The sequence below is a fragment of the Clostridium mobile genome, from assembly GCF_018918285.1.
In the GTDB taxonomy this organism is placed as follows: domain Bacteria; phylum Bacillota; class Clostridia; order Clostridiales; family Clostridiaceae; genus Clostridium_AW; species Clostridium_AW mobile.
Window position 1 is genome coordinate 94,201 of the sequence record NZ_JAHLQF010000002.1, and the last position, 14,330, is coordinate 108,530.

The window sequence follows — 14,330 nt, forward strand, 5'->3', positions numbered from 1 at the left end:
TAAATAGATATAATGAGAGGTATAAGGAGTGCTTATATGATAAGTAAATTAGATTTATATAAAGTATTTTGTGAAGTAGCTAAATGTGAAAGCTTTTCTAAAGGGGCAAAGGCACTTTACATGACACAACCTGCTGTAAGTCAAGCAATTATGCAGCTTGAAGAGGAACTTGAGATACGGTTATTTACAAGAACACCTAGAGGGGTAACTCTTACAAATGAAGGAAAGCTTTTATTTGAGTATGCAAATTCTGCTATAAACTTAATCAATGTAGGTGAAAAAAAACTTTTAGAATCAAAAAATTTGATGTTAGGAGATTTGAAAATAGGGGTAGGGGATACCATTTCACGATATTTTTTATTACCCTATTTGGAAAAGTTTCATAATGAATATCCAAATATTAAGCTGAAAATTGTAAACAAAACAACTTTAGAACTTTGTCCTATGTTAAAATCAGGAGAAATTGATATTGCAATTTGTAATTTTCCCATTGAAGACACTTCTTTAGAGATAAAAAAGTGCATAGATGTGCAAGATATTTTTGTCTGTGGTGATAGTTACAAAAATACACTTTCTATGCCTTTAAGCTTTGAGGAAATAGCAAATTTGCCATTGATATTACTTGATTCTAAATCAAATTCAAGACGATATGTGGAAAAATATATTTTATCAAAAGGCGTTGAAATTACCTCGGAAATTGAACTTGGATCTCACGATCTATTATTAGAGTTTGCAAAAATTAATCTAGGTATAGCTTGTGTTATTAAAGAGTTCTCACAGGAATATCTAAAGAAGGGTATATTGCATGAAGTACAAATGGTTGAGGAAATACCTAAAAGAAGCATAGGATATTGTTTTTCAAAGAGTGTATCTCTTTCTCCTGCTTCAAAAAAATTTGTGGAGATATTGGAGGGGAGATAAGGTGAACCGTATCATAAGTGAATGCGAAACTTACTAGAATTGGATAAAGAGTTATTAAAACAGCTTACAATATAAGAATTAATATGGTTTAGAATATATACTTCTCCCATTAAATAATAAGAAAGATGTTAAATGCATGAAACTTTTAACATCTTTCTTAACCTCTATTTAATTACATTACTCGTATTGTATGATATCCTTCGTGTACTGCAGTAAGGATTTTTCTTGGTGATTCTGCATCTCCGATAATAGTTAAATCTTCAACCTTTCCTTCCAATTCATTCTCTAATTGATTATTTGAATAGTAGCCAGCTGCAATAATAACTGTGTCACATTCAATTATATGTTCTTGTCCATCTTTTGAGTAACTAATTCCGGATGGAGTTATTTTTGTTACTTTTGCATTACCTACAACTTCAATGTTTCTTTCTTTAATGATTGTTCTTAATGCTTGATCATTGTTTAGGCAATGTTCTGAAATTGCCAAAATATCTTCTAACATTTCCACGATTGTTACTTCCTCAGCAGTTTCCTTCATATATGCTGCAGTTTCACAGCCAACAAGACCACCACCGATTACAACGACTTTATTACCTGGTTTTTTAAGTCCTAATAAATAGTCATTTGCAGGAGCAGCTGTTTCAATTCCCTTAATTGGAGGCATAAACGCTTTTGAGCCAGTAGCTAATACAACCTTGTCATATTTACCAGCTAAAACAGTTTCTGCTGTAGCTTCCTTATTCAATATAATCTTAACTCCAAGTTTTAACACTTGACGTTCCATATATGTAATCAATCTTAATACGTCATGCTTAAATGTTGGTAGACCTGCCGCCCATAGATTACCACCTAATCGTGAGGACTTTTCCCATATTTCCACATCAAATCCACGTTTAGCGGCAGCAATAGCAGCTGACATCCCACCAGGACCACCACCAATAATCAATACAGATTTCTTCACATCATTTTTTTCTGGAAGTTGATAGTCACCCTCTGCATAGCATAATGGATTTACAGCACAATAATAATGTTTGCCTGAAAAACCTGAAAGCAAGCATTCATTACATCCAATGCAAGGAGCTATGTCCATTGTATTTCCTGCCTTAACTTTGTTCGCCCAAGCTGGGTCTGCTAACATTTGATGTGCTAATACAATATAATCAGTTTTACCTTCAAGAACAGCTTTTTCAGCTTTCTCAGGATCAAACATTTTACCTTGTCCAAGAACTGGTAAAGTTACTGTCTTCTTAACAGCTTCGACAACATCCATTTGATGTTCTTCTTTTTCATATACTGTAGAGATTGCTTTATGCCAAGCTTCATAGCAACCAACGTCAACATGAAGAGCATCTATATTTGCAGCCTCAAGTATTTTAGCCATTGCCAATCCTTCTTCTAATTCACGTCCTCCTTCAACACGATGTACAGGTGTGAATTTAACAAGTATAGGGAATTTTGCACCAACATTTTTTCGAATTGCTTCAATACATTCTAAAGTAAATCTCATACGATTTTTTAGTTCTCCACCATACTCATCTGTACGATTATTCCATTGCTTTGAATGGAACTGATCTAATAAATATCCACCATATGCATGTAATTCTACTGCATCAGCACCAGCCATTTTTGCAAGACTAGCTGAAAAACCTACTTTTTCTACAATGTCGTGAATCTCTTCTTTTGAAAATGGTTTGCATTTCAAATTTGGGAACCAAAAAGCACTACATTCACTTGCTGAATAAGGTGGAGTAAATGGATCTGTAAATTGTTGACGACCTAAACCTGGTGAAATTTGTACACATACCTTAGTACCATAATGATGACAACGTTCTATTAACATATTCAAACGTTCAACATGATGAAAATTACTAAGTTCGGTGCAAGGACGTGGCTCATATTTAGTCGTAACAACGTTTGCACCAGTGATGATAAGACCTGTTCCTCCTTTAGCACGTTCCTCAAAGTAACGAATACCTTCTGAGCAGTATGAACCATCAGCTTCTCCTGTTGTTCCCATAGGTCCCATAACAACACGATTTTTAAGTTTCATACTCCCAATTTGTGTTTTCTCAAATAATTTTAACATAAAAACCCTCCTCTTACCTAGGTTATAAATTATAGTACCGCAGTAATATAGTATCAATTTGGTAAATAATAGTCAATATGGATTTTTGAGAAATAATATGTTACTATATAATTGATTTTGTTCACTATTTATTGAATAAATTCGGAGGAAATTATGACAAAGAAAACTACTAAAGATTTTATAATAGAGACAGCCAATAAATTATTCCTTGAAAAAGGTTATCAAAACGTTACAGTTGTAGATATCTGCGAAGCATGTGGCATTTCTAAGACTACTTTTTATTATCATCTTAAATCAAAGGAAGATATTATTTTACGTTTCTACGATTCATTGACACATAATATAAGCCAGCATCTTATGTCTATTCTTACCATGGATAATTATTGGGAACAATTAATGGTATGTTTTGAATCTCTTGTAGCTGAAGCTTATAAATATGGGACTGATTTTTTTAGTCAAATGATGATTAGCAATTTAAAAGAAGACTTTGGAAGCTATGATTTTAGGGATGAACTAACTAATATTGCCGTAATGATTATTAAAAAAGGTCAGGAATCAGGCCAAATAAGAAATAAAAGTAGTGCGAAAGACTTATATAAAGCATCTGCCTACGCATTTTTAGGATATGAAGTGACTTGGTGCATTAAAAAAGGGAAGTTTGATTGGAAACAAGAAATTCGTAAATCATTGGAAAATATTTATGATGTGGCACCAGAATTTAGGAAGTGATTAAAATTTATTATAGCGAGGAGGAAACAACAGCTAATTTTAGTTGTGTTTCCTCGTTTTTTCATATATGCTTTATATTTATATTCTATTTGCAATTTCATTTAATTCTTCTGATAATGAAGTTATTTTTTCTATAGTAGCACTAACTTCCTGAGTTGCGGCTGCTTGTTCCTGACTAGATGCTAATGAACTTTGGCTTTTTTGATTTGATTCTTCTACTTTACTTATGATATCATCTGTAAGTTTATTAATTTTAGAAATTGTAATTTTTGATTGTTCAGATAAATTTCTAATTTCATTTGCAACAACACCAAAACCTTTACCCAAGTCTCCTGCTCTAGCTGCTTCAATAGAAGCATTTAAACCTAACATTTTAGTTTGATTAGCTATTTGATGTATGAAATTACTAACCTCATTAATTTGCTCTGATAATTTTGTTATTTCTTTAATATTTTCACTTAATGCTTGTTCGTTTATATGTATTTCTGATGCTGATGCAGCTAGCTCTTCAACTGTAGCTGCTATATTTGAAAGACTGTTTTTCATGCTATTTGACATATTACGTAGATTTATTTCAGTTTCTTTTGCTCTAGTTACCATTACAACTCCGGAAGATTCGTTACTCTCTTCATCAAAATACGGTGATACTAATACTCTAATAGGCTTTCCATACTCAAAACTATCAAAATCAAACCGTTTATTTTTACCAGTTCTTAGACATTCAGCAATATTTGCATCATCTGTTATATCAAAACCTGGACCTACTTCTGGTATATCAAATTTTTCAGTTGCATATTTTTGAAGTACTTCCTTTTTATCTGTTATTGTTATGTATGCACCCTCTGTAAACATTTCATTTATAATTGGAGCAAAGTATTTAAATGCATTTTCTAAATGATGTATTATTGGAATTATCATATAAAATGTACCAACACTCTCATCCTCATCATTAATAATAGGAATAGCTGTTATTTTTAATCTAGTTCCATATACCGCTTTAGAAATATTTTCAGTTATAATCTTTTTTTCATGACTAGCCCTTAATATTACATTATTTCTATCTACTTTTTTACCAATTTTAAACTCTTCGATGTTGAATGAGTTTGAAGAAATCTGCCAAGTTATATCATCTCCCTCCATAATTCCAAATATCCCTTGATTTATTACATGGGTAAGTTGTACTTCGGCTAAATCCTTTATATAATTTAGTGTATTAACATGAATCATTATCTTTCCCTCCTGCTAAATAAAAATTATAAAACATTATTTTAAAATTATGTTGGTTAATACCATAATTGTTATTATTTCGACAAATGTTTTAGTAATCCTTCTTATTTATTCTAATATTTGTTATATAATCTTTTTTATATAGAAAATAATTGTTATATGACCAGTTGGCCAGAGTACTTATTATCAATTATTCTTTATTTTTTCTATAAATGCTTTTGTAGCCTTGGATATAGAATCAATTTTGGAAGATGCCGCTGAAAAGGTTAAACAAGCAGCTAAAAACTTTTAGCCATTACAATAAAACTGTAATGGTAACAAAGGTAAAAAAGAAGATGATTAGGTGATTTTCACGTTAATTGTCTTCTTTTTAATTGTAGAAAATTAAAGTAGTTAGAATAAAACATATTAGGTATAGCATTAAGTTGGTAATATTTAGTATATGCACGAAAAATTTGATATGTGGCGCATCGTAATATGGTAAATGCGAAAGATTTGTTCAAAAAAAGTGAATGAGGGCATCTGTAAATCTATTGTCAACTAATCACAATGAATTAGTTGACAATAATAAGCCTATTTATTATGATATAGAAAAGTAATGTTATAAAGGGAGTATATTCATGAAAAATACACGTGATTTAATTTTAGTAGCTATGTTTGCAGCTCTAACAGCAATAGGAGCATTTATTAAGATACCAATACCCTACATACCTTTTACTCTTCAGTATCTATTTTGTGCCTTAGCTGGTGTGATTTTAGGTTCAAGACTAGGTGCTTTATCACAAATAGTTTATGTGTCCCTAGGGCTTTTAGGAGTACCTGTATTCACTGAGGGTGGTGGTTTTGACTACATATTTAAACCTACTTTTGGGTATCTTATAGGATTTATCGTAGCGGCTTATGTCATAGGTAAAATAAGAGAGAACGTTAAGGAATTAACTTTTACTAAGGCAACACTTATGATGCTTTTGGGGCTATTTTTTGTCTACTTCTTTGGAGTTATATACTTATATATTATCTTTAATTTATATCTAGGGAAAAATGTTTCTTTTTATTTTGCATTTTTTTATGGTTTTGTAGTTTGTATAGCTGGAGATTTGGTACTAACAATTTTTGGAGCCTATATTTCAGTAAAAATTTTACCTACATTAGGTAAATTTGGGTATATTGCTTAAAAACAGAAGAAGGAGAATTATAACATGAAAGAATTTATTAAAGAGATAGAGAAAAAAATTTTAGAAAAAGAATGTATTACTTTTGAGGAGGCTATGAAATTATCAAGCATTGAAGCCAAAGAAGATGTAGAGCAATTATGTATTAGCGCTAATAACATACGAGAATTTTTTTGTGGCAAAGAAATAGACCTTTGTACTATTATGAATGCAAAGTCAGGGCGTTGTTCTGAGGACTGTAAGTTTTGTGCACAATCTGCCTATTATAAAACAAATATAGAAGTATATGAGTTGGTTTCAAGTGAAGCTGCTTTAAAGTTGTCAAAGGAAAATGAAAGTGAGGGAGTAAATAGATTTTCTTTAGTTACAAGTGGTAGAGGAATTAAAGGCAGTGATTTTGAGAAGGTTTTAGATATATATGAAAAGTTAAATAAGGAAGTGAAAATGGATTTATGTGCCTCATTAGGGATATTAGGATATGGAGAATTCATTAAGCTGAGAGAGAAAGGAATAACTATGTATCATCATAACCTAGAAACTAGTAGGGAGTATTATAAAAATATCTGTACAACCCATAGTTATGATGAAAGGATAGATACTATAAATGCAGCTAAGAAGGCTGGTATGGATATTTGCTCGGGGGGAATAATTGGTCTTGGAGAAAGCTTTGAGGAAAGAGTTAAACTAGCTTTTCAACTAAAGAATTTAGCTGTTAAATCTATTCCAGTAAATATACTAAATCCGGTTAATGGAACACCTTTAGAAAATGCAAAAAGTTTAAGTCAGAAGGAAATACTAAAAACCATTGCAATTTTCAGATTGATAAACCCTGACGCTTTTATAAGACTTGCTGGAGGAAGAAACCTCATTGATTCTTTTGGAGAAAATTGCTTTAATGCAGGAGCCAATGCTACAATCACAGGAAATTATCTTACAACATCAGGCAATAAAATATGTGATGATAAGAAAATGATAAGTGAATTAAAGCTGGAGGTCAGGAAAAATGGCTAAGGGGGTATTTGTAGTTGGAACAGATACTGATGTGGGAAAAACCATTGTAACTGCTGGACTTATGCATACTTTAAGGAGTAATGGTTATAATGCTACATATTTTAAAGCAGCTTTAAGTGGTGCTTTAGAAATAGGCAATAAGCTTATTCCAGGTGACACTAAACTTGTAAGTGAAGTGAGTAAATTAGAAGAAGCTTATGAAAACATTACACCATATATTTATAGGGAGGCTGTAAGTCCTCATCTTGCAGCAAAATTAGAAAATAATCCTATGGATTTAGATATAGTAAAAGACAAATATCTTTATTTAAAGAATAAATATGATTTTATAGTTGCTGAAGGTAGTGGAGGAATAATATGTCCATTGATAGATGATGAAAGGGGAGTATATACCATTGGAAATCTTATTAAGGATTTAAATATGAGTGCTATTATCGTTGCAAGGGCTGGAGTTGGAACAATAAATCATTCAGTGTTGACAGTAAAATATATAGAAAGTTTAGGAATTAAAATTAAAGGTATTATAATAAACAACTATAAAGAAGAGTTGCCTTATGATGATAATATTAAAATGATAGAAAAGTTTACTAAAACACCTATTATAGGGAAATTTAAAACCATTGAAAATTTAGAGAATAACAAAATAGAATCTATTAGAAGAAATTCTGAAAAGGCTTTTAGAGTTCAGAAGATAATAGAATGTATGGAAGAACTATAATAAAGATTGAGGTATGGATATGAACGAATATGTAAAAAAGGATTTGAAATATATATGGCATCCTTGTGGACAAATGAAGGATTATGAAGATCTTAATCCAATAGTTATAGAAAAAGGAGAAGGGGTTTGGCTCTATGATATTGATGGCAATAAATATTTAGACTGCATATCATCCTGGTGGACAAATACACTGGGACATAGCAATAAGAGAATTAATGAGGCTATAAAAAAGCAGATAGATAGTATTGAACATGTTATATTTGCTAATTTCTCAAGCAAACCTGCTATAGAATTAGCCGAGAAGCTGGTAAATATAACACCAGAAAAGCTTACAAAAGTGTTTTTCTCTGATAATGGGTCCTCGGCGGTAGAAATTGCCCTAAAGATGAGCTTTCATTACAACATGCAAAAGGGAAATACTAAAAAGAAAAGGTTCGTTACTCTAAGCGATGCATACCATGGAGAAACCTTAGGTGCTTTGTCTGTTTGTGATATTGACCAGTTTAATATGATATACAAACCTCTTCTTTTAGATACAATAAGAGTAGAGGGACCAGATTGCTATAGGTGTAAATATGATTGCATTAGAGATAATTGTAGTGCTGAGTGCTTTGAATCTATGGAAAATTGTATAATGAAAAATCATGAGGAGATAAGTGCTATAATAGTTGAACCTATGGTTCAGGGAGCTGCAGGCATGAAGATTTACTCACCAGTTTATCTAAGGAAGCTTAGAGAACTTTGTGATAAATATGAGATACACCTTATTGCAGATGAAATTGCAATGGGATTTGGTAGAACTGGGGAGATGTTTGCTTGTAATCATGCTCAAATAAGTCCAGACTTTATGTGCCTTTCAAAAGGAATTTCTGCTGGATATATGCCTATGTCGGTAGTTATGACAACAGATGAAATATATGATTGCTTTTATGGGGATTATAGTGAGCGAAAATCATTTCTTCATAGTCATACTTATTCAGGTAATGCTATTGGTTGTGCCATTGCTTTAGAGAATCTTAAGATATTTGAAGAAGATAATATTGTAGAGAATAGTCGAGAAAAAGGTCAATTAATAAGAAAACTAACATTGGAAAAATCCAAAACTTCAAAACATGTAGGTGAAGTAAGAAGTATAGGTATGATAACAGCTATTGAAATAGTAAAAGACAAGTGGACAAAAGAAGGCTATCCTTGGCACATGAGAGTAGGGTATGAAATTTATAGAATTGCTCTTAAAAAAGGATTATTATTAAGACCTATTGGAAATGTACTCTATTTTATTCCTCCATTCATTATTAGCAAAGAGGAAATAAAATTTATGATAAATACCTGCTTTCAGAGTATAGAAGAATACTTTATAGAGAGTAAACTATAATAAAGTAAAATTATGACATTATGATAAATATCTCTGTAAATGGTGATATTAAAATATTTGACAAGCCATTAAAGCAAATAATAAATATAAAGAGAGACACCATTTTGGCGGTATGCTAAATGCTGAAACCAAAAGGGTGTCTCGCTTGACTAATAGCTAATATAAGCTTTTGGGTATAATGTAGTTCCTCCAATTGAAACTTTTATTTCCTTTGATAATGGAACATTATATTCGTCAATAATTGTTCTCCACCATTCCCATGCAAGGCCTGTACATTCTCTTGCTAAAATTCTTATATTCTTTGAATTGGCTGGAATTGGTATTATTGTAGAGTAATGAGCTGTTTTGTCTTGATAGTTTCCTTCCCATGTTTTATGTGATAGTACTTCTTTTCCATTTTCATCATATGAAAATTCATCCCATGATACTTCGAATTGAGCAACATATGCACCAGAATGATCAAGAAGTATTTTACCTCTAGAGTATTCTCTAGATATAGTTTCAATATAATCTGTTTTGTTATGAACAGCAGCAATTGAATTATCTTTTAGGAAAACACTTGTATATGAGATTGGGTATGCTGGATTTTTAGGACTAAATTCTGCATTATCTTTAATTATATTTCGTATTTCATTAAAATCCTTTGTGACAATCTTGTTATGTTCTTTTGCATCTCCACCTAATACTACAGCAGTAAATGAACTTTCTTCAAAAATATCTTTGTACTGTAGATTAGATTCTACGCTGTTATTCTTGAGTAAGGCTTTAAAGGCAGCTTGTACATCTTTGCTATTAGAAGTTGTTTCTAATTTTACATAAATTGTTCTGCCATAGGCTACATTTGATACCATAACAGGTGGTGCTGCATTACATACTCCTTTGCGAGTTAACTCTTCAAAAGTAACGCTATCATCAAAAAGGTCTGATGGATTGTTAGGTAGTTCTGCACTTACGGTATAAAATATTTGTTTGTATGCCGCAACCATCACTTTTTTCTCTCCATTTGCTATAGCATTAAAGTCAATTCCAAGTGAATTATCTATAACTTTAGAGTTAACATTAAGAGCACTTGCTATTTGAGATTTACTATAAACCATAGATTCTGAATACTGTGTTCTTGAAGGTAAAGTGTGTGTTGCTGAATACTTTTCATTCCAAGTAGATACTAACTCATCTATTGCTCCTGACACGTTACCATATGTTGGATTTTGAACAGTTATTGAATTTTCTTTTTTCATACCTGGTAAATCTATACTAATGTTTAAAGGTTTTCTCTTGCACATTAGTATAGTAGGTTGATTTTCCACGAAAGCATCGTCTACAAGTTGTAATGCTCCTGGATATGTACGATCAGTCATAGAATCGATAATTGAAATATCCACTGGTGAAGTTGTAAGTGATTTTTTATTACGTTCAACCACTATAAATTTTCCATTTGAATTTAAGCCCTCTTTTGGAACAAAACTTTCTATACTATCACCATTTACTGCTAAAATCTCGTTTCTATCATATTTTAAATTTGCTATGCCAGTATCGATATCATCAGGTTTGTTTGTTTTACTGGCTAAATTAGTTGTAGGAGCTTCAGCAAAGTAAGTAAGTGGATATTGAATAATACATAAACTAACAAATAAACATACTATTATTTTTTTTACTTTAAAATTCTTCAAAATCTTCAAGGAATCTCCCCCTTTCTATATGTAAATTATACCATAATTTGCATATAGAAATCAAATCCACTAAATGAATATTTATCCAATAGGAATTTATAAGATATCTTTATATTCTCTATTATGCATTATTTATTATATGAATTAATGTAGAGGAAATAAATTTTAATTGAAGAGATTGCAATAAGCAATAGCGTTAACATAAAAAATTTGTGGAGATATTGGAGGGAGATAGGAGGTATAATAATTTATAAATTGGATAAATAACTAGTAAAGTAAGATATCTTCATTAGTTTATTTGTTTACAAAATAGTAATACTTAATTCATTGACTAGGTGGTCTGTTTTAAATATAATAAAATAGACCAGATAGTCTGTTTTGAGTATAACGATGCAGATTAGGTGGTCAATATTTATTTAGAGGAGGAGAAATGACGCAAAAAGAAAAGAATAAAATGACGCAAAAGGAAAAAAATAAAATCAGCAAAGATAAAATATTAAATGCAGCTATTGTAGAATTTGGAACTAAAAATTATGGAAATGCATCTTTAAATAATATTTGCAATGATAATAATATTTCAAAAGGTCTTATCTATCACTATTACAAAAATAAGGATGATTTATTTTTAACTTGTGTAAAGTATTGTTTTGATCAATTTGTAGATTATCTTCAAAGTGAAGAGTTTAATCAAAATGATTTTCAAGGTATTATGCAAAAAAATTTGGATTTAAGATATGATTTTTTTAAAGAGAATGTTTATTTAAGACATATATTTTTTAATGTAGTTTTGCAACCACCTATGCATTTAAAAGAAGAAATTAAAGCTATAAGAAAGAAATTTGATAATCTCAATATCGGTATTTATCGATTTGCATTAAGTAAAGTAACACTAAGAGAAGGTATAACAGAAGAAGAAGCAATGAAATATTTTTGGATTCTACAAGAAATGTTCAATGGGTATTTTCAAAGCAAAGCATATGATAATTCTGACTTTAATGGTTTAATCAAGGCGCATGAAATCAATCTTGGGAAAATGGTAAATATTATGATTTATGGCATTGCAAAGGAGGAGTAACAATAATGATACAATTAATATTAAGATTAATAATAGCAGTTGCAATTGCTTTTTTTATAGGTAAATTAGTTTCAAAAATCAAACTACCTGCTATTTTAGGGTGGTTGCTTGCAGGTATGATACTTGGTCCTCATGCAGTGGCACTTGTAAATGAAGCTGTTTTAAATGCTGGATGGTATAAAATTGCTGTGGATATTTTTGAGTGTGTATTAGGACTTTTAATTGGAACAGAATTAATTTGGAATAAAATTAAAAACTCAGGTAAACAACTTATAATAACAACTTTAACACAATCCTTAGGAGCATTTTTTGTAGTTACTTTAGTATTCGGAGTTGTATTTTATTTTACAGGTATTCCAGTATATCTTGCTTTTATTTTTGGAGGTATTGCTCTTGCGACAGCACCAGCACCTGCTTTATCAATTGTAAGAGAATTTAAAACAGATGGTCCTGTAACTAGAACATTAATTCCTATGGCAGCACTTGATGACATGGTGGCAGTTGTTGTGTTCTTCTCAACTATGGGAGTTGTAGCTGCTAATGTTTCAGAACAAAAGATACCTATATATATGATATTATTAGCTGTGTTATTGCCGATTATCATTGGTATTGGTACAGGACTTTTGGCAGGATTTTTACTTAAAAAAGATAATACATCCCAAAAAACTATGTTATTTTTAGTTACAACTATATTAATATCTGCAGGTGTAGGACTTATATTCGATAATGTAATTTTACCTAAGCCAGTATTAAACTATATGTTAATTGGAATGGCTTTTTCAGCTACATTTGCTAACATGATTTCAGAGGATAAACTAAATGAAATAATGAATGCATTTAATCCTATTTTAGGTATATCTATGATTGTAGTAATATTAGATCTAGGTACACCACTTGACTATCATTTAATTTTGGGTGCAGGATTATTTACTGCAATCTATATTATTGCAAGAGCCTTAGGGAAATATGGTGGAGCATTCTTTGGAGCAACTATTACTAATTCACCAAAAACTGTAAAGAAATATCTAGGGCTTACATTATTACCACATTCAGGAGTATCACTAGTGTTTACAGGAATAGCAGTTTCTATTTTAGCGGGGCCTGATCCAGAAAGTGCAAAAGTTATACAAGGTACAATTGCAGCAGCAGCAGTAATAAATGAAGTTATTGCAGTAATTGTTGCTAAAAAAGCTTTTGAATGGGCAGGAGAATTTAATAAAAAAGATGATGGCGAACTTGGTGGTAGTAAATCAACTACCATTGCCTAAGGGCGAAGGGGTGTTTAGCGGTGGTTAAGTCCACCGCTTTAAATTACTTTGAATTTATTATATGGACATATATGATACAGAATTATTTACGCATTAGCTATGTTCTTTATGGTTATGATATTATCTAAGTGATTAAACTATCCTTAGGAGGCTTAGCATGAGTAAAATAAATATATTAGAAATAGATTTTAATTTTAATGGAGAAAGTAGTACTATTTATCCAGTTATATTAGAAGATAAAAACGAGATGATTTTAGTTGATTGTGGATACCCTAATTTTTTGAATTTAATTGAAGATGCTGCAATAAGTAATGGAGTTAACATAAAAAAGTTATCTAAAATAATTATAACTCATCATGATTTTGATCATATGGGATCCCTAGCGGAATTTAAGAAAAAATATCCTAATATACAGGTGTTAGCATCAAAAGAAGATGAGCCTTATATTAATGGTAGTGAAAAATCATTAAGATTAAGGCAAGCGGAAAGTATATATGACTCTTTGTCAGAATTAGAAAAAGAAAATGCTGAGGGTTTTCATAAAATGCTTGAATCAATAGAAAGCTGTAATGTAGATATATGTTTAAAAGATAGCGATTACTTTGATTTTTGCGGAGGCATAGAAATAATATCTACACCAGGTCATATGCCAGGGCACATATCCATTTATCATAAAGAGAGTAAATCATTAATAGCTGGAGATGCTTTAGTTATAGAAAATGGAGAGTTGGTTATCGCATTGCCACAGTATACTTTAGATATGAATGAAGCTAGAAATTCTGTTAAAAAACTTTTGAATTATGATATAGATAGGATTATATGTTATCATGGTGGAATATATACAAAGGACATAACAAAATCACTTAAAAGAATTTAATATTAAAATACAATCATAAAACCCTGGACAATACAGAAATGTGTTGTCCAGGGTTTTATTTTCCTTAATTGTAAAATGAATTTCCATAGTGTTTTGTATAATTGTCTTTATTAGCTACAAAATTCCATACTAATTCTATACTGGATTTGCATCTTACAAAAATATATTAATGGTTTATAATTCAATTCAGGAGACTAGGAT

At 30.8% G+C, this 14,330-nt stretch carries 12 protein-coding genes; 9 read left to right on the plus strand and 3 right to left on the minus strand.

The features are described 5' to 3' along the window. Nucleotides 1–36 precede the first annotated feature (36 nt). Nucleotides 37–921, plus strand: a complete 885-nt coding sequence (locus KQI86_RS06365; protein WP_216438447.1) for a LysR family transcriptional regulator — start codon at nucleotides 37–39, stop codon at nucleotides 919–921. Between the two features lie 172 nt (nucleotides 922–1,093). Here KQI86_RS06365 and KQI86_RS06370 read toward each other — a convergent pair whose 3' ends face one another. After that, the gene (locus KQI86_RS06370; protein ID WP_281417251.1) at nucleotides 1,094–3,007 is read right to left on the minus strand and encodes an oxidoreductase; all 1,914 of its coding nucleotides are present in this window, start codon (nucleotides 3,005–3,007) and stop codon (nucleotides 1,094–1,096) included. A gap of 153 nt (nucleotides 3,008–3,160) precedes the next feature. Between KQI86_RS06370 and KQI86_RS06375 the strand changes: the two genes are divergently transcribed. Continuing rightward, nucleotides 3,161–3,736: a TetR/AcrR family transcriptional regulator gene (locus tag KQI86_RS06375; RefSeq protein WP_216438449.1), complete on the plus strand. Its 576-nt coding sequence runs from the start codon at nucleotides 3,161–3,163 to the stop codon at nucleotides 3,734–3,736. A gap of 78 nt (nucleotides 3,737–3,814) precedes the next feature. Here the strand turns inward: KQI86_RS06375 and KQI86_RS06380 are convergent, their stop codons facing one another. Next, complete coding sequence (locus KQI86_RS06380; RefSeq protein WP_216438450.1) at nucleotides 3,815–4,963, minus strand: methyl-accepting chemotaxis protein; 1,149 nt, start codon at nucleotides 4,961–4,963, stop codon at nucleotides 3,815–3,817. Nucleotides 4,964–5,583: 620 nt separating this feature from the next. On the opposite strand from KQI86_RS06380, the gene KQI86_RS06385 reads away from it, so the two are divergent. The 4 genes from KQI86_RS06385 to bioA are packed head-to-tail and all read left to right on the plus strand — an operon-like array spanning nucleotide 5,584 to nucleotide 9,239. Then, complete coding sequence (locus tag KQI86_RS06385) at nucleotides 5,584–6,138, plus strand: biotin transporter BioY (protein WP_216438451.1); 555 nt, start codon at nucleotides 5,584–5,586, stop codon at nucleotides 6,136–6,138. 24 nt (nucleotides 6,139–6,162) lie between these two features. Further along, nucleotides 6,163–7,146, plus strand: coding sequence for a biotin synthase BioB (gene bioB, locus KQI86_RS06390; RefSeq protein WP_216438452.1), 984 nt, complete (start codon nucleotides 6,163–6,165; stop codon nucleotides 7,144–7,146). Continuing rightward, entirely contained in the window at nucleotides 7,139–7,864 is a 726-nt protein-coding gene (gene bioD / locus KQI86_RS06395; protein ID WP_216438453.1) for a dethiobiotin synthase, read from the plus strand. The genes bioB and bioD overlap by 8 nt, the downstream gene beginning before the upstream one ends. 19 nt (nucleotides 7,865–7,883) lie before the next feature. Beyond that, a complete protein-coding gene (gene bioA / locus KQI86_RS06400) occupies nucleotides 7,884–9,239 on the plus strand; it encodes an adenosylmethionine--8-amino-7-oxononanoate transaminase (protein WP_216438454.1) in 1,356 nt (451 codons plus the stop codon). Between the two features lie 149 nt (nucleotides 9,240–9,388). Here bioA and KQI86_RS06405 read toward each other — a convergent pair whose 3' ends face one another. Then, a complete protein-coding gene (locus tag KQI86_RS06405; RefSeq protein ID WP_425514368.1) occupies nucleotides 9,389–10,912 on the minus strand; it encodes a thiol-activated cytolysin family protein in 1,524 nt (507 codons plus the stop codon). A 427-nt stretch (nucleotides 10,913–11,339) separates the two neighbouring features. Between KQI86_RS06405 and KQI86_RS06410 the strand changes: the two genes are divergently transcribed. The 3 genes from KQI86_RS06410 (at nucleotide 11,340) to KQI86_RS06420 (ending at nucleotide 14,129) form a co-directional block, all read left to right on the plus strand. Further along, complete coding sequence (locus KQI86_RS06410; protein WP_246582706.1) at nucleotides 11,340–11,984, plus strand: TetR/AcrR family transcriptional regulator; 645 nt, start codon at nucleotides 11,340–11,342, stop codon at nucleotides 11,982–11,984. A 5-nt stretch (nucleotides 11,985–11,989) separates the two neighbouring features. Beyond that, nucleotides 11,990–13,252: a cation:proton antiporter gene (locus tag KQI86_RS06415; RefSeq protein ID WP_216438456.1), complete on the plus strand. Its 1,263-nt coding sequence runs from the start codon at nucleotides 11,990–11,992 to the stop codon at nucleotides 13,250–13,252. A gap of 157 nt (nucleotides 13,253–13,409) precedes the next feature. Further along, nucleotides 13,410–14,129, plus strand: a complete 720-nt coding sequence (locus tag KQI86_RS06420; protein WP_216438457.1) for an MBL fold metallo-hydrolase — start codon at nucleotides 13,410–13,412, stop codon at nucleotides 14,127–14,129. The last annotated feature ends 201 nt before the right edge of the window (nucleotides 14,130–14,330 follow it).